The sequence below is a fragment of the Streptomyces sp. NBC_01264 genome (assembly GCF_026340675.1).
Taxonomy (GTDB): Bacteria; Actinomycetota; Actinomycetes; order Streptomycetales; family Streptomycetaceae; genus Streptomyces.
In genome coordinates, this window is record NZ_JAPEOX010000007.1 from 40358 (window position 1) to 61053 (window position 20696).

Annotated in this window: 22 protein-coding genes and 1 pseudogene; 13 read left to right on the forward strand and 10 right to left on the reverse strand. The window is 70.2% G+C overall.

Annotated elements, in window-relative coordinates; genetic code table 11:
- Nucleotides 1-12: 12 nt before the first annotated feature.
- Complete coding sequence (locus tag OG435_RS48825) at nt 13-861, reverse strand: DciA family protein (RefSeq protein WP_266888253.1); 849 nt, start codon at nt 859-861, stop codon at nt 13-15.
- An 11-nt stretch (nt 862-872) separates the two neighbouring features.
- On the reverse strand, nt 873-1289 hold the full coding sequence (locus OG435_RS48830) for a hypothetical protein (RefSeq protein WP_266888254.1): 417 nt from the start codon (nt 1287-1289) through the stop codon (nt 873-875).
- A gap of 35 nt (nt 1290-1324) precedes the next feature.
- On the opposite strand from OG435_RS48830, the gene OG435_RS48835 reads away from it, so the two are divergent.
- Entirely contained in the window at nt 1325-1933 is a 609-nt protein-coding gene (locus OG435_RS48835) for a hypothetical protein (protein WP_266888255.1), read from the forward strand.
- Nucleotides 1934-1970: 37 nt separating this feature from the next.
- Here OG435_RS48835 and OG435_RS48840 read toward each other — a convergent pair whose 3' ends face one another.
- The 8 genes and pseudogenes from OG435_RS48840 to OG435_RS48875 form a co-directional block, all read right to left on the reverse strand.
- On the reverse strand, nt 1971-2303 hold the full coding sequence (locus OG435_RS48840) for a hypothetical protein (protein WP_266888256.1): 333 nt from the start codon (nt 2301-2303) through the stop codon (nt 1971-1973).
- A gap of 19 nt (nt 2304-2322) precedes the next feature.
- Nucleotides 2323-3192, reverse strand: a complete 870-nt coding sequence (locus tag OG435_RS48845; RefSeq protein ID WP_266888257.1) for a DUF721 domain-containing protein — start codon at nt 3190-3192, stop codon at nt 2323-2325.
- Between the two features lie 10 nt (nt 3193-3202).
- On the reverse strand, nt 3203-4672 hold the full coding sequence (locus tag OG435_RS48850) for a helix-turn-helix domain-containing protein (protein ID WP_266888258.1): 1470 nt from the start codon (nt 4670-4672) through the stop codon (nt 3203-3205).
- Nucleotides 4673-5604: 932 nt separating this feature from the next.
- Nucleotides 5605-5910 (reverse strand): helix-turn-helix domain-containing protein, encoded by a 306-nt coding sequence (locus OG435_RS48855; RefSeq protein ID WP_266888259.1) that lies wholly within the window; start codon nt 5908-5910, stop codon nt 5605-5607.
- 125 nt (nt 5911-6035) lie between these two features.
- Nucleotides 6036-6587 (reverse strand): GIY-YIG nuclease family protein, encoded by a 552-nt coding sequence (locus OG435_RS48860; protein ID WP_266888260.1) that lies wholly within the window; start codon nt 6585-6587, stop codon nt 6036-6038.
- Between the two features lie 82 nt (nt 6588-6669).
- Nucleotides 6670-7874, reverse strand: a pseudogene (locus tag OG435_RS48865) (dihydrofolate reductase family protein).
- A gap of 29 nt (nt 7875-7903) precedes the next feature.
- Nucleotides 7904-8884 carry a DNA-binding protein gene (locus tag OG435_RS48870; RefSeq protein ID WP_266888261.1) on the reverse strand — a complete coding sequence of 327 codons (981 nt, stop codon included), beginning with the start codon at nt 8882-8884 and terminating at the stop codon, nt 7904-7906.
- Between the two features lie 599 nt (nt 8885-9483).
- Nucleotides 9484-9921, reverse strand: a complete 438-nt coding sequence (locus OG435_RS48875; protein ID WP_266888262.1) for a winged helix-turn-helix domain-containing protein — start codon at nt 9919-9921, stop codon at nt 9484-9486.
- 329 nt (nt 9922-10250) lie between these two features.
- Between OG435_RS48875 and OG435_RS48880 the strand changes: the two genes are divergently transcribed.
- From OG435_RS48880 to OG435_RS48935, 12 genes are all read left to right on the forward strand, one after another.
- Nucleotides 10251-10820, forward strand: a complete 570-nt coding sequence (locus OG435_RS48880; RefSeq protein ID WP_266888264.1) for a hypothetical protein — start codon at nt 10251-10253, stop codon at nt 10818-10820.
- A 163-nt stretch (nt 10821-10983) separates the two neighbouring features.
- Nucleotides 10984-11196: a hypothetical protein gene (locus OG435_RS48885; RefSeq protein WP_266888265.1), complete on the forward strand. Its 213-nt coding sequence runs from the start codon at nt 10984-10986 to the stop codon at nt 11194-11196.
- On the forward strand, nt 11193-11384 hold the full coding sequence (locus OG435_RS48890; RefSeq protein WP_266888266.1) for a hypothetical protein: 192 nt from the start codon (nt 11193-11195) through the stop codon (nt 11382-11384). Before OG435_RS48885 ends, OG435_RS48890 begins: the two co-directional genes overlap by 4 nt.
- A 167-nt stretch (nt 11385-11551) precedes the next feature.
- A complete protein-coding gene (locus OG435_RS48895) occupies nt 11552-11836 on the forward strand; it encodes a WhiB family transcriptional regulator (protein ID WP_266888267.1) in 285 nt (94 codons plus the stop codon).
- A gap of 254 nt (nt 11837-12090) precedes the next feature.
- Nucleotides 12091-13818, forward strand: coding sequence for a DUF2637 domain-containing protein (locus OG435_RS48900; protein WP_266888269.1), 1728 nt, complete (start codon nt 12091-12093; stop codon nt 13816-13818).
- A 284-nt stretch (nt 13819-14102) separates the two neighbouring features.
- Nucleotides 14103-14660, forward strand: coding sequence for a hypothetical protein (locus tag OG435_RS48905; RefSeq protein ID WP_266888271.1), 558 nt, complete (start codon nt 14103-14105; stop codon nt 14658-14660).
- Nucleotides 14661-14795: 135 nt separating this feature from the next.
- Nucleotides 14796-16550: a hypothetical protein gene (locus OG435_RS48910; RefSeq protein WP_266888273.1), complete on the forward strand. Its 1755-nt coding sequence runs from the start codon at nt 14796-14798 to the stop codon at nt 16548-16550.
- Nucleotides 16551-16562: 12 nt separating this feature from the next.
- Nucleotides 16563-16934, forward strand: a complete 372-nt coding sequence (locus OG435_RS48915) for a hypothetical protein (protein ID WP_266888275.1) — start codon at nt 16563-16565, stop codon at nt 16932-16934.
- Between the two features lie 7 nt (nt 16935-16941).
- Nucleotides 16942-19149, forward strand: a complete 2208-nt coding sequence (locus OG435_RS48920) for a hypothetical protein (protein ID WP_266888277.1) — start codon at nt 16942-16944, stop codon at nt 19147-19149.
- Nucleotides 19150-19165: 16 nt separating this feature from the next.
- The gene (locus OG435_RS48925; protein ID WP_266888279.1) at nt 19166-19573 is read left to right on the forward strand and encodes a DUF6197 family protein; all 408 of its coding nucleotides are present in this window, start codon (nt 19166-19168) and stop codon (nt 19571-19573) included.
- Between the two features lie 54 nt (nt 19574-19627).
- Nucleotides 19628-20101, forward strand: coding sequence for a hypothetical protein (locus OG435_RS48930; protein ID WP_266888280.1), 474 nt, complete (start codon nt 19628-19630; stop codon nt 20099-20101).
- A gap of 104 nt (nt 20102-20205) precedes the next feature.
- The gene (locus OG435_RS48935) at nt 20206-20541 is read left to right on the forward strand and encodes a hypothetical protein (RefSeq protein ID WP_266888281.1); all 336 of its coding nucleotides are present in this window, start codon (nt 20206-20208) and stop codon (nt 20539-20541) included.
- The last annotated feature ends 155 nt before the right edge of the window (nt 20542-20696 follow it).

Sequence of the window (20696 nt, forward strand, 5' to 3'; positions counted from 1 at the left end):
CGGCCGCGGTGCTCATGCGGTGCGGTCCAGGATCTCCAGCGCGGCCGCTGTGGCCGCGTGCGGGAGCTGCGTGAGCCCGGCCTTCTCGGCCTGGGCCCTGGCCACGGCGAGCGTGTGCGAGAAACGCCTCTCACTCTCGCGATTGGCCTGGGCCAGGAGCCGGGCGAGCTCGGCCTGTCCCTCCGCGAAGAGGTGTTCGGGCTCCCGCCAGGCATTGCGGATCTGGCCCTCGACGGCGGCCTGGTGCAGGGGGTCCACTGGCCTCGAGGTCCTGGCCCTGCGGTGCGCAGCGATGGCGTCGCGGTAGCCGACGGGCGCCTGGTAGTGCTCCTGGAGTCGGGCTGGGGCGGGCTGCGGAGGGGTGTTCACGGAGTCCGCCGTCCGTGCCGGGGCGAAGACGGGGGCGCTTCCCGGCGGCAGGATGCGGATGGTGCGGACCGCAGTAGCGTTGCCCATGGCCTCGTTCGCTGCGGCGATCAGTTGCGGGGTCCGCAGCCGGGCGGCGGTGGCGTACGCGCTGGAGATGGGGCGTACGGCGAGTTCACCGCTGTCTGCGTCGTACCCGGCGAGGGCGAGGTATCCGGTGAGGTCGGTGGCGATGCTCTGCCACTGATCGGTCAGCGACGCGCCGGCTGCCGGGAGCTCCCAGGCCCGGTCAGCGACGAGGTTCGTCAGGAGGGCGGCGAACCCGATGGGCTCACGGCCGTCCTGCTGCCGCGCGGGCCGGCTGCGCTGCGCCTTCCGGGATCCGGAGGGGCGGTCACCGCGCTGCTGGGCGGCGGCTCGGGCGGCGGCGAGGGCCTGGCGGGCGAGGTCGACACCGGATGCCGGGGCCTGGGAGTGGTTGGTGGAGTGGGCCATCAGCGTTCTCCTTACCGGCGGGCGAAGGTCATTGGGCGGGTGGGGTGGGGGATGTTCAGGGCGCGGTGGACGAGCTCGGCGCCGAGGATGTACTCCGCAGCGGGCCGGCCGAAGGTGGTGATGGTGGTGCGGACCATGGCGCTCTGGCCGTGGCTGTACTCCTCCCGGCCCGCCGCGCGTATATCCGCGACTTCCTGGGCACTGAGCCCCAGGTCGACGTGCTGGTCGACGACGGTGCCGACGGTCTTGTCGTAGTCGGCCGGCACGACCGGGCGGGCCAGGGAGAGGTAGGGCATCCACTCGGCCTTCGCGGACTGGCTGCGGGGCCCCTGCGGCACGGCTTCGAGCTCCTGGTGGCGGCGTGCAGCCGCGGTCGTCGAGTCCCGCCAGTCGGAGACCATCCCGGCGCGGGCTTCGGGGGTAGACACGATCTGCTCGGCGCCGGCCAGCAGCCTGCCGCGCCGTGCTGGCCGACCTGATGATGACAGGCTTCCTCGCCGAACTGGTCGGTGACCAGTACCGCCTTGCCGCTGCGGTACGGCACGTCGCCGGACGGCTCACCGACCCCACCGACACCAGCGAAATCGTGCCTACCCTGCCGAGGCAGCCCCGCTGGGTGCCCCCACAGTTCAGCGCGGACGACTGGGCGCGGTGGAAGGACGGAGCGAGCCCGGCTCTGCGACAGCACGCCGAAGCCGTCGAACGCTGCGCCCTCTGCGCACTACCTCCTGCTGATGTGGCTTCGGCGTTCATGGCCGGCGCGGTGGCCGTCCCCTCGGCACGCCACTTGCTCGGCCCCTGCAACGCGTGGAAGGCCAAGCATCCCGATCATGGTGTTCGGGCTGCGCAGTTCACCGTCGCGTTCCGCGCCGAGCATGGTCACGGCCCGTCGTACGGTCAGCTGTGTGCCGGTCTGCGCTGGGGAATGTTCCGCACCCTGCGCACCCTCGTCGTGGGCCGGCTCCTGACGGACGGCTGGCTCACCGAGACCGCCCCCGTGCCGTGGACGCTACGGCCGGGACCCGCCGCCGCTACCCGCGGAATCAGCCTCGCCCAACGCACCGCCGACTGATCACGTGCCGCGCAGCCGGTCGGATGAACCCTGCGGTTCAGCCTGCTGATCCGTCCTGATGGGCACGGATCTTGTCCCACACGGCCTGTCCGGCGTGCTGGACCTGGACCGTGTACTCCAGCCCGAGCTCCGCGGCCGCCTGGAGGACGTGCTGCTCCCGCTCGGCCGCGGTGAGACGGGTCCCGGGACGTTCACCGAGGAGCTCGGCCGGCCCACCGGGCACGGTGTCCCGGACGGAGGCGAGCGGGGCGCCGGCCTGCTTCGCAAGGTCTTCGACGAGCTGCTGGATCGTGGTTCCCCGCGCGGCCGCCAGCACCGCCAGCCGATCATGGGTGGCCGCGCTGACGTTGATGCTCGCCTCATCCGACATGCCATTGACGCTACTCCGGCTACGGCACTGCTGGCAGGTCATCCGGTCTGGTCCAAGATCTCCGGCACGGTCGCCGCGGCCTGGCGCGGGAGGTGGGTGATCCCGGCCTTCTCGGCCCGGGCCCGGGCGACCGCGAGCGTGTGCGATGAACGCCTCTCACCCTCGCGGTCGGCCCGCTCCCGGAGGCGGCAAGCTCGGCCTGCCCCTCCGCGAAGAGGTGCTCGGGCTCCCGCCAGGCGTTGCGGATCTGGTCCTCGACGGCGGCCTGGTGCACAGGGTCTACCGGCCTCGAGGTCTTGGCCTTGCGGTGCGCGGCGATGGCGTCGCGGTAGCCGGCGGGCGCCTGGTAGTGCTCCCGGGTGCTGTCCGGGGCGGGCGGCGGAGGGGTGCCCGCGGAGTCCACGGTCCGTGGTGGGGCGGAGGCGGGCGCGGTTCCGGGCGGCAGGATGCGGATGGTGCGGACGGCGGTGGCGTTGCCCATGACCTGGTTGGCGGCGTCGATGAGCTGGCGGGTGCGCAGCCGGACGGCGGTGGCGTAGGGGGAGGAAGCGGGGCGTACGGCGAGTTCGCCGGTGTCGGGGTCGTAGCCCGCGAGTGCGACGTGGCCGGTGAGGTCGGTGACCACGGCCGGCCACTCGTCGACCAGGGAGGCACCGGCGGAGGGGAGTTCCCAGGCCCGGTCGGTGACGAGGTTGGCCAGAAGAGCGGCGAAGCCGATGGGCTCGCGGCCGTCGGGCTGGCGGGAGGCGCGGCTGCGGTGGGCCTTGCGGGAGCCGCTGGGGCAGTCGCCGCGCTGCTGGGCTGCGGCGCGGGCGACGGCGAGGGCCTGGCGGGCAAGGTCGATACCGGATCCTGCCGGGGCCTGCGCGGTGTTGATCGTGTCGGTCATCGAGGGCTCCTTACCAGCGGTTCGCAGTGGCCATGGGGCGGGTGGGGCGGGGGATGTTCAGGGCGCGGTGAACGAGCTCGGCGCCGAAGATGACCTCGGCTGCGCCCCGGCCGGAGCTGGTGATGATGACGCGGACCAGGTCGTTCTTGCCGTTGCTGTACTCCTCCTTGGCCAGGGCCCGCATCTGCTCGACCTCCTGGGCGCTCATCGCGTGGCCGGTGTGCCGGTCGGCAACGGTCCCGGAGTTCTTGTCGTAGTCGGCGGGCAGCGCCTGGCGGACGGTGTCGTAGCGCAGCCACTCGGCCTTCGCGGCCTGGCTGCGCGGCCCCTGGGGTACGGCCTCGAGCTCTTGGTGGCGGCGGGCGGCCGCGATACGGGAGTCGCGCCAGTCGGAGACCAGCCCGGCCCGGGCCTGGGGGGTGGAGACGATCTCGTGGGCGCCGGTAAGCAGGGTGGCCAGGAGGCCGGAGGCGCGGTGGACGGTGTCGACCTCGCCGCGGGCGTGCAGCCATCCCTGGACCTCAGCAGCGCTCCAGCCAGCATCAGCGACGTGCCGGACCACCCAGGCGATCCTCGGCGTGGATGCCCTGCCGAGCCAGGGGATCTCCCGGATCAGCTCAGAGGCCAGCTGGTAGCGGCGTCCCACCGTGTTGACCCCACGACGGGCCTTGTCGCCGGACACCTTCCTGATGGACAACTCGCTCTTCCCGCTGGCGATGCCTGTCGGCTCAGAGGGAAGCGAGGTAGTAGCCGCAGAAGAAGAACTAGAACTACCCACCTGCATTGGGGTGCAACGGGCCTCACCGGAAACAGCCGTCTCAGACGCCCCGGCAGCCCTCGCCCGGGCAGGCTTCGGAGTCCCAGGAGCTGCTTTCCGGGGCTTGCGGACCTTCCTGGACGCCTTGCGCGCCAGCTTCGCCATCAGCCCCCGGCCGGCGTCCGCGATCCCGGTCATCGCACGGGTGTACGCGGGCGCGGCCTCGTCCCGCAGCACCGTACGGATCCCCAGCGCGACATCGAACGCAGGCGGGACCATCAGCGCGAACTCCGACGCCTGGCCACCCTCCTCTGCGACCCGGGTGCCCTTGACCACGTACGCGAGCAGACCGGTCTCCCGCAGCATGCGCAGGTGGTCCTGCACCGCCCGCTCCGACAGGCCGACCCGGCGCATTAGGTACTTGATGCCCGGACGGCACGGCGACAGCTGCGCGAGCTCCTGGGCGACACGCACCGTCGTCACACCGAACGAGCGAGGGCCGTGTGACCGGTAGCGGCGCGGCTCATACAGGCCGGACCCGGCGACCCAGTGGACCGCCTGCATCCAGCTGTAGCCCTCCAGCGCGACCCGGCCCGACGTCGCCCACAGCCACTGCGACGCCTCCGGCACGAACAGCCCAGGCAACACCGTGACCGCGACATCGTCGACCGACGCACGAGGAGCAGGCAGCAGCACGGCGGCCGTCGCCGCCACACCGCTCACCAGCCCACCGCCCCGACCGGAGCGGTGAACGCCGAAGAAGCCGAACTGCCGAACGCCGTCTGAGTAGCCATCCGGCAGGTGTACGCGCCAAAGCGGACACCTCCGTCTGGAGCTGATTCGTGATCCATCTGCCGACCCTGCACCGGGCAGCCTGTGGACAGAGGCCGCTCAGCCCCGGTACCCCTCGGCGCTCCCGCACGGCGGGCAACAATCTTGGAACCCATCCCGCCACACGGGACGCCGCCCTCGCGGACACCGCCGTCGACGGACTTGTCGATGACCTCCGCAAGCGGGTGCATGACCGGGGCGGCCGGCATCGCGACCGCGCGCACCGAGCCCACCCCGAAAGCGCGGACCCTGGAGCCCCGTGCAGGAGATCTAATTTCCGGGATGAACTCCACAAAAGCGCATGAACCGCCTCGCGATCCGGACAAGCGGGACGTCCGCCGGGCCTGAACCGGTGTGAAACGGACAAGGCCAAGCTGACAAGGGACACCACTCTCGTGCACTATGAGAACGACCCACCTTCCATATAGCTGGACCGACCGAGCCCCTCGGGGCTGGACCGACCTCCATCTGTGCGGATGTGACGGGTGAGCCCCCCTTCGTGAGAAGCGGGGCAGACACCGATCGGGCGGGGGGAGATTTCTCCTCCCTCTTGGATCTGCCGAACTGCGAAGCCCCTGTGGTGGGGGCCCGCGGGTGAAGCAACTGCTAGCTACAGCTGTGGTGGCCGTGGTTAGTGGCCTGGTGTGTTTGTGGCCCTGGTTAGGGGCCGAGAGAAACGAGCGGCTCGGTGAGCCGCAGCTCAGGACCAGCGCTAACTGGGACCTGAGCGGCCGACGCGGGTGGTTAATCCGGTCGGCAGACGGACCGCGCGACGGCCAGCGGGTGGTTAATCCGCCTCTGGCGCGCGGTCGATGGCCTCTAGGTCATCCCGATCCCCCTTCGGAGGTCGGCGTCGGCATGCCCTCATTCAGCTCAGCGGCCTCGGGGAAACGCTCCGCGAGCCGCTTGAGCAGGTGGCCATAGACGGCTCGGTGAGGGCGCCGCGGGTGGGACTCTCCCAGCTCCCAACGGGCCACAGCTACGCGCTTCACGCCCACAGCCTCCGCGATTTCCCTCTGCGTGAGGCCGGCCGCGAGACGCAACTGTGCGCGCACGCGCGGCGGTGGCAGGACGTCGTCCAGGCCGTCCAGCAGGGCGTCGACCTGCTTCAAGCGGTCCGGGTCGGGCATGGCGCAGCCTCTCATGATCAATCGATCCCTGAAAGATACACCATTGGGCCTCTGGAAGGGTTGTCTCGACGGCAGTGTCACCAGCCCACCATGCGGGCGCAGTTCGGCACTCCTCTGATAGCCCGTCACGCTGGCCGCCGAACCGTGAAGATCTGACGGGATCGGTCATTTCGGACTGGCGGCCGTTGGCGGGCACGGCTCTTGGAGACCAACTCATCCAGGTGCACAAGCATCGTGGGGAGCGTGAATCCGAGGCGGTCGGCGGCGTCAGCGGCGGTGAACCGAGAATCTGCGAAAGCGGCCCAGGCCAGCTGTTGGACTCTCTGATTCAGTGCAAGAGGGGGCGGTTGCTTGTAAGGAGCCCTCTTCGAAGGCGCAGGGAGCTGCTGCGCCACAACCGGGCTGCCCTCTACGGCAGTCTTCACCGCATACACCGGATTTGACGTGAATGTGAACCACTCGCCGTGCGAGCGGATTTCAGCGAAGTGAACATGCAGCGCCTGCTCGAGTGCGAGGCCCCCCGGGGTGCTCCACAGGACCTTGAGTTCCACAGGCGACATGTTCTGGATCTCTCGAAGCCGACGAACCAGATCGATCGTCACACCGATCTTCACGGTCTGGCCGCCGGGCGGCCCAATCACGTACACCTGCCCCGTCACGTTCGCCCTCTGCGCCATCCTGCCCCTTGAGGGGAGAACGCCCAGCTCGTAGAAGTGGTGCCCTCGAAAACCATCGGAGTTCGGGGTTGGAGAGATGGTTTCACCTCCCACCGACCAGGTGTGCGTTGGGCTTTTGGGCGGCGTCCGCGTACTCAGGGAGTTCGACGACGGTGACGCCGGCGTGTTCAAGGAGTTCTGTACCGTCAGCGCCTGGGACGAACGTGTCGGGCTCACGCCAGGCGGTGACAACACGAGGGACCCGGGCGTCGCGGATGAGCTGGGCGCAGGGGCGATCTCGGGAGGCCCGCTTCGCGCAGGGTTCGAGGGAGCTGTAGATCGTCGCGGTGGCTAGCCGGGGATCTCTGACGGAGAGTTTGGCGAGCGCAGCTTCTTCGGCATGGTCCAGCGGGTCACTCTCTCGCGAGTGGCCGCGGGCGAGCTCGGTTCCGTCGGAGGCGACGATGACCGCACCGACGGAGAACGCGGTTGTCGACGGTGGGCAGAGAGTGGCGAGGTCGCAAGCGAGGGCGAGCCAGTGCCGGTCCGCAGCGTTTGGGGAGCTGCCGGTGCCCGGGGCGTTCATGCTGGCCGGGCTCGGAGTGGTGCTCATCGGGGCTCCATGGAGACGTCCTTCGGGGCGTACCGCAGAAGTACCACGTCGCCGATCTGCTGGGTCTCCAGAAGTCGGAGACGGGCGGAGGGGCCGCCGAGGTAGTTGGCGGGACCGAGCATCCGTACGGCGTCGGACTGGCCGACCAAGAGCGGGGCGACGACGAGCTGGAGCTCGTCGGCGAGCGCCTCCTCGAGGAGCTGAGTGTGAATCGTGCCGCCGCCCTCGACCATGAGCCGCTGGACGCCGTACACATCGCCGAGGACATCCAGTGCGGTCGGCCAGGTTGCCTCGGCGGGAATGCCCTGGATAGCGGCAAGGTCACCGAGGTTGGCGTGTGCCTTCTTGGCGGCGTCGTTGCCAACGGCGAGGACGAGCTTCTCGCCACCGTGGTGCCAAAACTTCCAATCGGGGTCGAGGTCGCCGGTGCTGGTGATGGTGACTTTCAGCGGGTATTCCGGCAGGCCGGCGGCCACCCGGGCCGTCCTCCGCTCGGGTGAGTTGACGAGGAGGCGCGGGTTATCAGCTCGGAGTGTGCCGGCGCCGACGAGGATCGCGTCGGCCGAGGCGCGTACGGCGTCGACGCGGTCGAAGTCGGCGGCGTTGGAGAGTAGGAGCCGGTCCTCACCCGGCCTGGTGTCGAGGTACCCGTCGAGGGAGACGGCAGCGGACAGGAGGACGTACGGGCGAGGCAAGGAAACTCCAGAATTTGAGTGAGGCTGGGTCAGGAGGGGTGCAGAACGATCTCGTCAAGCGCGGCACGGAATTCGGCGACACCCTCTTTGCCGCTGGCTGCTGCGAGCGTGCGCTCGAGCCGGTCGAGCTGGCCCACGATGCGTGCCGAGCCCGTCTCAGCGGCGATTCCGACGGCTTGTAGGCCGATCTGCGTCGCGAGTGCGATGTTGCCTGTGCCGGCGTGGGCGCGGGCCGCACGCGCGAGGTAGACGCCACGGTCACGCCGGTATGTGGGTGGGAGGGCAGCGATGGCGCTGTCGAAGCCGGCCGCGGCGTTCTCGTAGTCTCCGAGAGCGGCGAGAGAGCGAGCGCGAGCGGTACTGATGTACGCCTCGTCGAGCCAGGAGCCCCAAACTCCGTCGCTGTCCGCGCGCCCCAGGAGCGTGACCGCAGTGTCGTACGCGGTCAAGGACTCTGCACCCTCGCCGAGGACGGCGTGTGCGTGGGCTTGGTGCATAACTGCGATGACCTCGAGGCGGCTGCCGGGCTGGGCAGTACGTCGGGCAGCCGCCGCGAGGCCCAGAGAATCCGCGGCGTGACCGGTGTCGACGGCGAGCTGGGCCTTGCGACCGAGGATGTACGCGGTGAGGTTGCTGTCGCCCGTGATGTGCGAAGCGTCGAGAGCCTTTGCAGTGTGTCCATGGGCGGTGCGCTCATCGCCGATGTCCTGAGCCAGCCAGCCAGCCAGTTCCTCGTAGCGGGTCTCGAGGGCGAGGAGGTCGGCGGCATCGGCGCCGCGGGAGGCCCGGCGGCGGAAGGCGAGTTGGGCTAGCTGATGCTGGAGCGAGGGCAGGACATGCCGAGGGCCGATCAGGTTGTCGGTCTGGATCATCACGCGGCGGAGCTGTGCGAAATGCTCAACGGGAGAAGTCATGGCGGCGGCGGTTGCTGTTGCCGTCGAAGCCGGGAGCGCGGCTGCGGCGAGGCCGGCGAGGCCGGACGCGAGGACAACGCGGCGGGGCACGGGCACGAACAAGATCCTTCCGTGAACGCGGCAGGGAACGACGACTGTGTCTGTGTCGTCAGTGTTCGAGCCTGCCTGCTCAGAGGGAGGTGCGACCAGGCCGGACGATGATTCGGACACATGAGGTCCCGGAATGGACACATGGCCCTGGGGAGGCTCCGCGCCGATACGTTCCCAGAGGTCAACCAGTAGCCCTTGGCCGCGGAGCACCCTGTCGAGATGGACGACCTCGGAGCGGTGTTTCGGGGCCCGTAGGGCGTTTTCCCATTTCCAGAGTTTGGAGTAGGAGAAGAACGTCGCCTCGGCCAGGCTACGCAGGGTGTGGTTGTTGCGCTCTCGCAGATCTCGCACGTGGTACCCGAAGCGGTCCAGGGGCGATGCCTCCGGAGTTAATTCGTTCGGTTTCTGCCCCACGCTGCTCCCCCTTCATGTCTCCGATCGCTGTGTCCGACCGTAGGACACATGTCAGATCTAGAACGCCATCCCTGGTCGGCTCTACAAATCTCGTAGCGAAACCGAGAGCAACCAAGGGGTGAGGCACATGCGGAGAGAGCAGTGGGAGTTCAGCTCGGCCAACGCACCTCTTCTTGGGCTGCGGTGCACGGTCAGTCCTCACGACCACGTTCGAGGGCCTCCAGGCGTGCTGCCATGGCTTCAAGCTTGGCCTCAAGGTTCCTGACGGTGGCTGTGAGCTCCGCCGATGTTGGCAGCTTCTCGAGGAGGTCGGGCTGAGCTTGGACGTAGACACCCTTGCCGGCCTTGCCGTACAGCAGTCCCTCAGCCGTCAGCTCCGTCACGGCTCGCCGAACCACCGTGCTGGACACGCCGTACTGCGAACCGAGTCTGGCTGTGGAGGGGATGGGGGCACCGACCTCTAGGTCACCTTCAGCGATCTGGCGCCGGAGATCCTCCATAACCCTCTGATACTCCGGCTGACCGGACGGCTCACCCACTGCTTCTCCCTCGCGTGACGGTCTGTCTGGCCTGCTCATAGTGCAGCACACGCCGGTGCGGAGGGGCGGGTGCAGGGTCGAGAACGTCATCGGTAACACCTCCTTGACAACCTTATATACATAGTGCACCTTGTGTGTAAGAGGTCGCGGCGAACTTCAGCCGTCGACCTGAGCAAGACACGCGGCATGGCCAATGGCGCATGCCGACTGCACCACCGCAGTAGTTGTCCGCCCCTCGGGGCGGCCGGGGTCGAGAGCACCATCGAACTCCTCCGGAGCCTGACGGCCGCGACCACTGTGTGCACGTCGCAGCGCTGTGCGCTGTCTGTCCTACGGGCGCCGGCCTTGTGCCGTGCGGCCTGGAGGGCAGAGAGAGCATCGCGACGCGCTCCCCGTCACTCCGTCCTTAAGGAGTTCAGATGTCTGCTTCCACCCTTGAGCGCACCGCCCGCACCCGCCGGAGCCGGACCCGCTCCCGCACGGTCAACGCCCGCCCGGCGCTCGTCATCTCCACCCTCAAGCCTCACCAGTTCGACCTGCGGCCGACCTGCGCGTCGCTGATCTGCCCCGACTGCAGGACCTGGGTGCCGATCACCGGCCTCCCGACCAAACAGCCCAAGGTCGTGCCGCACGACACCGGCCGTGCGGGCAAGGACGCGGCCGTCCGTTGCCACCTGGGCAGCAACCGCCTGGTCACCGTCGACGTGACGGTCAAGAAGTGGCAGGAACGGCTTGAGGACGGTGGCGCCGAGACCGCCAGCCGGACCGCCACCACGGTGCTGCCCAAGGCTTTCAGCCCGCAGACCGACCGGACCCTGCGAGCTCGTGCCGAGCGCACGGCGACCGGGCGCGTGTCCGACTGGAACGCGGTACTGCCCCGCGTGGCCGCCGCCGACAAGAAGCGCCGGGTGGTGCCCGCCGGTGACGCCCCGATGGATGGTCCCGAGGTCCCGCAGGACACGCTCCACCCCCAGCGCCCCGCGCGCTGATCCGCCCCGGACGAACGACCACGGCCCCGGCCACCCCGCTTCAACAGAGGGGCGGCTGGGGCCGTGGCTGCTCGTACAGCAGTCAACTCCCCGGCAAGGGAGTGATCGCGACAGCCCTTGGGATTACGGCCCTTGGACTGTCCAGGACCCCGTGGAGGACCTGATGCTCGACATGATCGCACGCCCTCTCCCCGCCACCCCGGCGAACAGCGTGTACAGCGACATGGAGGACAAGGACAACGAGATCGGCCCGGAGCGAGACGAGACCGACAGCTTCTTTCAGCTGGTCCGCCTCCTGATGGCCGACGACCAGGAGGAGCTGAGCCGGAAGCTCGCCGAGATCAACCGGCGCTCGTCCGAAGGAAGCGGCCGATGACCGCGCCGAAGACCGACCCGGTCTACATCCGCTACATGGAAACGTTCAGCGCCTCCACCCTGCACACCCGCGACTGCCCGGCCTGCCAGAACGGCCAGCACTGCGCGGCTGGAGCACCGATCCACTCGGTCTTCGCGAAGGCTCAGGACGCCTACCAGGCCCGGCAGTCCGCGAAGCGCCGTAGCTGAACCCGGCATTGCCCGTCGTCCCCGCGCCTACTCGGGCGGGGCCGGCGGAGAGCGCCGGGAGCTCACGCTCCTTCTTCTCGCTCAGGCCGTCCGGCCGCAGAAACAGAACGGCCCCGGGGCGGCATCCCCGGGGCTGTCTCGTACGCACGGACCCTCTGGAGGCCCTCATGCGCACCATCGTACGCACCTCGTCCAGCACGCCCGTCGCTGCGCCGAAGCCCCGTCCTGCCTGCGCCGGCGCCGACCCCGCGCAGTTCTTCGCGCACGCCCTCTCGACCCTGCAGATCGCGCGGGCCAAGGCGCTCTGCGCCACCTGCCCGCTGATCGCGTCCTGCCTCGAGGGCGCCCTGGAGCGCGGCGAGGAGTACGGCGTGTGGGGCGGCCTCACCGAGGACGAGCGCCGCTCCCTCAAGCGCCGCGCGGTCCGCGGCCAGATCGCCAGCGCCGCCTGACCGCTTCGAACTGACTTCGCGCCCGGCACGCGGGAGCCGTCCCCAGCTTCGCGCCCGCGCCACGGCACTTCGCGCGCCCGGCTTCCCGTCCTCCGGGCCGCCGGCCTTTTCGTGTGTCTGGGTCGGGTAGAGCCGGTGTCCGATGTCCCGACGATGATCCGCACCGACCGCCGTTTCGAGACCGGCCCAGCCTGTTTCGCGGCCAGCCCCCGCCGTTTCGCGCGCACCCTGAACGATCCCTCCTGGAGGCCCCCATGACGCTCACCGACTGGCCGCGCACCGCGGCCGACTCCAACCTCGACCCGGCCGGACCGGCCGCCGTTTCGGGCGCACCCCAGCCGGTTTCGCGGACGACCGGCACCGTTTCGGATACGCCGGAGCCCCCCTCCGACACGGAAAGCGGAACCGAAGGCAAGCCCTCCGGGATGAAGTTGACCAGCAGCCAGAAGTGGGCGACCGGAGCGATCGTGATTGCCGCGCTCGTCCTCGCCGGCATCGGCCTCTACCTCAGCTTCGAGCACGTCGCGGTCTTCGCGTTCGAGAGGCTCCGCTTCGGCTCGCTGGGCAAGGGCCAGCTCTTCGCCATCGGCGTCGACGTCGGCATCATGATCATGATCGCGGTCGACCTCCTGATGGCCTGGCTCAAGCGCCCCATCAGCTGGATCCGCTACCCCGTATGGCTGCTCACCGCGGCCACCGTCGTCCTCAACGCCGCCTCCGGCGCCCCCAAGGGCCGGGGATGGGAGCTGCTGGACTACGTCGCGGCTGGCGCGCACGGCCTGGTCCCGGTCCTGTTCATCGCGGTGGTGGAGCTCGGTCGGGACGCCATCGACCGCATGGTGCGGCCGGACCGTGCCGAGCGGGACTCGATTCCGTGGATCCGCTGGACGCTCGCCCCGGGGGCGACGGCCAGGATCTTCCGCCGGATGCGGCTGTGGGGGGTCAACTCGTACCCGGAGATGACCCGCCGCGACCAGGAGCTCATCGCCTACGAGCAGTGGCTCAAGCGCAAGTACGACGGCGACCTCACCGAGGCGACCGAGGACGAGCTGCTGCCGATGCGGATGGCGCCCTACGGCTACACCGTCGCCCAGGCCCTGGCCATGCCCGACGAGCAGGAACGGGCAGCGCAGAAGCGGGCCGAGGACGCCGAGCGCCGACGCAGGGACGCCGAGACCCGCAGCGAGATCGCCGACGCCGAGGCCGAGGCAGCCCGGCTGCGGGCCAAGGGCAAGGTCGAGACGGTGCGCGCCGAGGTCGACGGTCAGACCGGGCAGGCCCGAGCGCATGCCCGCGCCCAGGTCAGCGCCGCCGAGCGGGCGGCCGCGATGGAGAAGCAGGCCCTGGACAACGCGGTCGTCGCCGAGGCCGCCGCACGTGAGGCCGAGGCCGGCCGCAAGGCGGCCGAGGAGCGGCAGGCGGAGGCCGAAGCGGACCTCCGTACGGCGGCGCTTGAGCTCCAGGCGGCGGAGAAGCGGAAGGAAGCGGCGGAGGCCGACAAGGTGGCCGCGGCCGAGGCGCGGGCGATCGAGACCCGGACCATCGCCGAGAACCGGCGGGCCACTGCCGAAACGCACCGGGTCGCCACCGAAATCGAGCGGGCCGCTGCCGAAGCGGCGCGCGCCACTGCCGAAGCCAACCGCAAGAAGGCGGAGGAGAAGGGCCGCGAAGAGGAGGCTCTCGCGCAGATCGCGCGCTCCAAGAAGGAGGCTGCCGAAGCCGATCGGGCCGCTGCCGAAACGCGGCGGGTCACCGCCGAAATCGAGCGGCGCGCGGTCGAAGCCGAGGACATCGCGAAGCTCAAGCCGCGCGAGCGCGCGGTCCGCAGGGTCGCCCGGATGATCCTCGCCGCCGGCGGCGTCGACCAGCTTCCGCTCGCCGACATCCAGCACGAGCTGGCCGTCGCCTCCCCCGGCACCGCCTCCGAATACCGCCAGGAAGCCGCCGAACTGCTGGCTGGCGGCTACACCCCGGCCGCCTGATCCGCAGATCTCCCGCTGACCTGGTCAGCAACGGTGTCCGGCACCACCAGTGAGGTCCAGCCCGCGTGAATCGGGCTGGACCTCGCTGCAACTGCCGGAAGCAGCCACAGCCCGCCCAGTACACCAGATTTACCGCCTTCAGCAGGCCGGTCTCCCGTACTGGGACCTCCTCTGTCTTCGGCTACGGCGAGGCCGGTCTCGGCCGGTCCCGACGAAGCTGTCGCGCTCTCGCCGAGACGCGCAAATGACAACAACGCACCCGCCCTTCCAAGGAGGAACCCAGCGTGACCCACGACCGTGAACGCGACTACATCGACCAGAAATTCACCCACCTGACCACGGGCGCGGGGTGGGAGCAGCCCGCTCCCACCCCCTACGGCCCGCCCGTCAAGGCCCCGATGACCGGGCAGGCCAAGGCCCTGATCGCGATGGCCGGACTGGTCATCGTCGGGGCCAGTGCGGTCGGCATCTCCGCCTTCAGCGCGTCCTCCGGGCAGGCCGAGGTGCGGGCCCAGGAGCTCGCGCTCCAGGCCCAGCAGCTCGAGGTGGAGAAGGCCAAGCTGAACGCGCCGGACGCGAAAGCGGAAGAGCGTCGCATGGCCGGATTCCAGAAGTGCATCGAGAAGGCCGGCTACAACAAGGACGTCTGCGCCGAGGCGTTCCCGGCCCCCGGCGGAGTGGACCTCGGCGGCTCCAGGGGAGCGGTCAACGCATCTTCCGCTTCCGGTACCGGCCAGGGGGGAGGGTTCGGCGTCACCGGCGGGCTCATCGTCGCCGGGGTCGCGATTGGAGGGGTCGGATACATGGTCCGCAAGGCCAACAAGGGCGCTAACGCCACGTAAGTTCCTTCCTTCCTTCCCGGGCAGAAGGCCCGTTCCCGACCTCCTAGAGGCTGTGAACGGGCCTTTTCCTCAGGAAGGAAGGAAGGAAGGAAGGAAGGAAGGAAGGAAGTCACAGAAAGTGAGGTTTCCGCAGTGATGACCCCGCCCACCCCGCCCCCGATGCCCCCCGAGCCGCCCACGGTCGCAGCCCCGGCCACCGAGCAGGCCCCGCCCCCGGCGGCGCCCCCCGCCCCGGCTCCGGCACCCTCCACCGGGGGCGGGATCCTCGCTCCGGTTGAGCTCGCGCGCCCCACCCGGGACACCTCCGGAGGATCCGCCGCCTACGCCTCGCAAGGAGAGAGCAGCGGCTCGGACGGCAAGCCCGGCAAGGCCGAAAAGAACACGTCGAGCCCCGGCATGTGGAAGGGCATCGCGGCCTACATCGCGAACCGTCCGCAGCAGCAGATCAAGGTCCAGCACACGATCAGCGAGATCCGCGGATCGTCCACCGACCGCAAGATCAACCACGGGATCACGGAGAAGAAGGGCGCCACCTCCGACACCAAGTCGAACCGGACGGCCACCACCGCCCACGCCAGCAAGAGCGACAAGTCCGCCAAGACCGCCGACACCCGCGACGCCAAGACCTCGGCGGCCAACACGAAGGCGGACAAGAACAGCCGGGACGCCAAGACGGCCGACACCCGCAGCTCGGCGGACAAGAACAGCCGGGACGCCAAGACCGCGGACACCCGCAGCTCGGCCGATAAGAACAGCAACACTCGGGACGCGAAGACGGCGGATACGCGGAGCTCGGCGGACAAAAGCAGCCGGGATGCGAAGACGGCGTCGGACCGCAAGGACCACAACACCCGCCAGCAGGCGGGCAAGACGTCCACGGACACGCAGGACCGTACGGCCCGTGACGACAAGAGCAGCCGTAAGACGGACAACACCCCCGGACGGCAGCCGCGGGAGAACAAGCCGGCCGCCACGACTCCGCCGCCGAAGGTCCCCGCCCCCGGTTCGGCCACGGCGCCTGTCCCGGCCAAGGTTGGGGACAAGCCGACGGTGGTGAAGCCGGACCCGGCCACCACGAAGCCGGGATCTCCGCCTGCGCCTGGACCGTCAGCCCCGACTGGTCCGGCTCCGGCCGGGCCCGTCGCGACGGGCAAGCAGGACAAGGCCAAGCCGAGGAAAGGTCCGTACACCGCGCAGCCCGCCCGCGAGGCAGGCTTCAACGCCGGGGCGCAGGAGGCCACCGCCGAAGCGGACATGGCGGCCTGGCGCGACGGCTACGCGGACGGACAGCAGGCCATCCGCGACAAGGCCGCCCGCGACAAGGCGCAGATGGATGCCGCCCGAAACCGCACCCGAGGAGTTCCGCCCGTGCCCGCCAAGCCCGCTGCCCCGCCCACGCCCGCCAAGCCCGCCTCCGCGCCCGCGCCGGCTATGGGGGCGGTGCCCCTGGGGGCTCAGATGTCCAAGCTTGGGGGGGCCGTTCACCTCTCCAACGGCAACGTGATGACCGTCGGCGAGGTCCGGACCCTGCGCCGCCTCACCCAGTTCCTGGACGGCCGGGAAGCCGACACCCACCAGATCACCGACCAGTGCAAGCAGGCCAAGGAGGTCTCCGCAGGCCGCGTCAAGGAGATCCAGAACCTGATCGACCAGTGCAAGGACCCGAAGATCAAGGGCGGCAAGAACCTGGTCGCCTCCCTCCAGAAGCTCCACGAAGCGACCGAGGCCCAGGCGAAGGAGGCCGAGAAGATGCACGGCAACGCCGTACGCGGCATCGAGGCGCTGCGGACCCTCAACAAGAACGCGGAGGTGCGCCACGGCGGCGTCTACAAGGCCGTGGCCGACTCCGACGAGACCAGTCCCGCCGAACGCCCCTTCTACGTCCGATAGGAGAAGCCCCGCATGGCAGACACCACCTACCGCCAGCTGCGCGCCGAGGTGCAGAAGCTGGCCGGCCTGGTTGCCAAGGACGGCGAGACGATCCGGCAGATCGGCCAGCGCGCCGACCAGAACGCCCAGGCCGTGGCCCGTGTCGCCGACGGCCTCGCGAACCTCGAAGTCGACACCCATACGACCGGCGAAGCCAAGGACACGTCGCAGATCATGCGCGGTCTGTCCCAGGCGTCCATCGCCGCCGCGTCCGCCGCCGACAACGTGGCCGGCGCCGCCCGCGCCGCCGACGCCCAGGCCCGCAAGACCCACGAGGGCATCGACGAGCAGGTCAACGCCATGGGCGTCCCCATGGCCCGAGCCGCCTTCTACGAACAGGAGTAACCCGCCCATGTCCGAGATCACCGTGACCCGCCGCCCGCACATCGCCGACCAGGTCCCCGCGCTCGTCTCGGTGATCGCCCCGCCCGCCCTCGGTGCCCTCACCCCGCTCCTGGAGCCCGGCCTCGCCGCCCTCACCGCGGCCGCCACGGTGTGCGGGAGCGCGGCGTTCGCCACGCACTACGTGGGCCGCATCCCCGCCAGCGTCCTGGAGGCCACGGGGATCGGGGACGTCCTGACCGCCCAGCGCTCCACCCTGCTGGGCTCCAGCCTCCTCACCTCCATGGCCGTCGCCCCGGGGGTGTTCCTCGGCCCCGCGTATGCCGACGGTCTGCTGGCCGGGTTCCTCGACCCGGCCAGCTTGTCCGGGCTCGTCTCCGCCGCTTGGTGGACGATGTGGGCGGGCCTCACCATCAGGCTCCGCCCGGCCCTCGCCGCCCGCAGGGTCCGCATCTCCTCCCCCACCCCGGTAGCCGGCCCGCCCGGCACGCCGGGGCCCGGCGGCCTCTACAAGATCTGGGCCGAGCACATCTCCGGCGAGGGCGGCGCGCATCCCGGCCAGCACCTCGTCGGCGTCACCGACCGCGGCGAGCTGTGGGAGGGCATCATCGAGGCCCCCCAAGGCAAGGTCGTGAACGTGTCCGCGGAAGCGGTCGGCTCCGCCTACCGGGTCCCCGCTGCCTGTGTCACCTTCGCTGCCGGCCACCACCCCGGCGAGCAGTACGTGACGGTGCGCCGGACGGCGCCGGCGGAGCTGGATCCGAACACGATGGAGGGGATGTGGGCCCGCCTGGTCCGGCCGAAGGTCATGCCGGGCACCCACCTCAAGGATGCCCAGGTCGACCCCGCCACCGGCGGCTGGGTCGCGTGGGTCGTCGCCGACGACGACGTCCCCGCCGTCCCCGTCCCCGACCGCAAGCTCCTCGTCGGCGCCCTGCGCTCCTCCATGACCCTGGTCGACTACCAGCCCCACCCGTCCGACCCGCGCCGGGGCAAGATCCGGCTCATGGACAAGAACCCCCTTGAGGACGGGGTTCCCTTCCCAGGCCCGCAGGCGTTGGAGCCGTCCAAGGGCGGATACATCGCCATCGGCCGTGGCGTCTCCGGCCGCGTCGCCCGTCTGCAGATGTTCGACCCCGTGCTCGGCGCCCAGCACATTTTCATTGCCGGTGTCACAGGCTCCGGCAAGGGCGGCGTCGTCCAGATCATTGCGCTCGCCGCACACTTGGCGGGCACGGCGATCATCTACGCCGATCCCAAGGGCAGCTCCAACCCCGACGTCGAGGCGATGGCCGCGTACGCGGCGACCGGCACCGACGCGATCAAGTCGCTGCGCCTGGCCTACGCCCTGCTGCAGCACCGAGTCGCGGAGTCGGCCAGGCTCGGCCGCAAGAACTTCAAGGCGACCCCCAACTGCCCGTGGGTCATGGTGATCGTGGACGAGACCCACATGATCACCGACTCCGCCACCGATGACGGCAAGGAAGCCGTCTTCATCCTGGACAAGATCGCAGCACTCGGCCGGAACCTCGGCATGACGCTGCTGATCGTCAACCAGGCCGTCAACGCCGACAAACTTGGCGGCTCCACCGCACTGCGCACCAACGTGATCCAGGGCGGCGCGATGGTCATGCTGCGCACGGACTCCGCCCAGTCGAACCTCGTCACCGTGGACGGCTTCGAGGGCATCGACCCCGGCGCGATCCCCGCCGCCTGGTCCGCTGATGACGAGCCCCTGGTGTGGTCGGACGACATCCCGCTCAACGACCCGGCCCGCACGTACGGCCTCGGCTACGTCGGATCGCCCGGCGAGCCGGTCCAGATGATGCGCAGCTGGATCCTGGAATCCGCGGCCCCCTACATTCGCCACGACCACATCGCCTGGCCGGCGGACTGGTCCGGATGGGACGACCGGCATGACGTAGCCGAAGTGCCCGTCATCGGGGAGGCGGGCTACGTCCCCAGCAACGGTCCGGGCTGGGGCGACAGCGGGTTCGCGCCTTCGCTCGCCGGCGGATTCACCAAACCGGCGGCCGAGCCCAGCGCCGACGCCGCCGTCCTGGACTGCTTCGACGACACGGGCCTGGAGATCACCAAGGAAGACATCCGCACCCTCACCGGCATCAACGAGAAGACCCTGTCCAACGTCCTGACCGCCCTGGTCAAGAACGGCGAGATCGAACGCGTCAAGCCCGGCGTCTACCGCAAGAACCCGTAGAAGGGAGTCAGCAGACATGATCGACAACCTTGTCCGTCCCGCGCACCGTGCGGAGCTTGCCCGCCCGGACCCCCGAGCCGTGCAGGCCCTGATCGGGCAGGTCGAAGAGGCGTACGCCACGGGCCCGTCCGGCTACCCGGAGCCCAGCGTCCGCCACACGCTGCGCACCGCGCGGGAGCTGATCATCCGCTACGGCTGGACCCGCGGCACCCTCTGCGACCGACACGGCCTGTGCCTCCTCGGATCGGTCCAGGCCGCAGCCCTCGCCTACGACCCGGCCGTCTGGGCGCGGGAGGTACGGGCCGCCGAGGTGCAGCTCATGACCACCCTGGGCACCCTCGATGCCCACGACCTTCCCCGCTTCAACAACGCCCAGACTTGGGCCGGCCCGGTGCTCGACCTCCTGCTCCGCGCCGCACGCTGAAGTCGGGCCCCGGAACCTCTGGGCGCAGGAGGCCCAACTGCGCTTTCATGAGGCATGGACTCGACCGAGGGCACCACCGACTTCCAGGCGCCGTGCAACTGCGGCGCCCTCGGCGACCACCCGCGCAACCCGAACTGCGCCCATACCTCACAGGTCCAGATCGAGGTGACGGGTCCTCGCTCAGCCTGCCTGGAAGCCCTTGGAGTACTCCGCGCCAGCTACCACGTGTTTCCCGAGCACGAGTGGCAGGACCCGGATACCGAGCAGTGGGTCTTCAAAATCGGCGCCGCCAGGAACTACTGGCGCCCCCTCGCTCCTCCCCCGGTGTTCACCGCGCCGGTGCCGCCCACCCCGCAGGTCGCCGTGCTGGCCTGCCTCAACAACCCGGTGGGCCTGGAGATCGGGGAGGAAGAGATCCGTGTCCTCACCGGCCTCAGCGAGGAAACCCTGGCCGGCGTTCTGACCGACCTGGTCAACACCGGCGCGATCGAACACGTCACGTACGGCGTCTACCGCAAGAACGCGTAGCCGCCAGCTCCCCTAGATCAGCCCCAGCGCCCCGCCCGGAGAACGTTCCCGGCGGGGCGTCGCACTGTCCTGCCCAAAACCCCAGCCACCAGGAGACACCGCCCGTGCGCCGCTACCGCTACCGCTGCACCGTCTGCCGCACCACCAGCCCCGTCGTCCATCAGCTCGATGACCTGGCCGCCCAGGGCGAGGACCACCGCCTCGCCATCCACGGCGGGCACATACCCGACGCCGAAGTCGCTGGCCAGGTCGACCGCCTTGGTCGCTGGTACGCCTCCCTCGGCCCGCTGATCGCGCTCCACGCGCGCATCGCTGACGGGCTCAGCGACCTCCGCGACCCCAAGGGAACGGGCCACCCCTTCTGGGCCTCCGCCGCAGCCACCCTCGCCCTCGGCAGCGCGGCCGCCCTCGTCCTCGGCGTCCTCTCCGCAGCCCTCTGACCCCAGCTCCGACCGCCCCGCCTGGCCACCGGCACCGCCGCCCCGCCACCTGGGGCGGCCGGCTCCGGTGACCCGGGCAGGCCGACCGGCCGCAGCCCAACCCCGCGCCCGCCACCCCGACTCCGGGGCCGGCGGGCGCCCCCGCACGTGCCAGC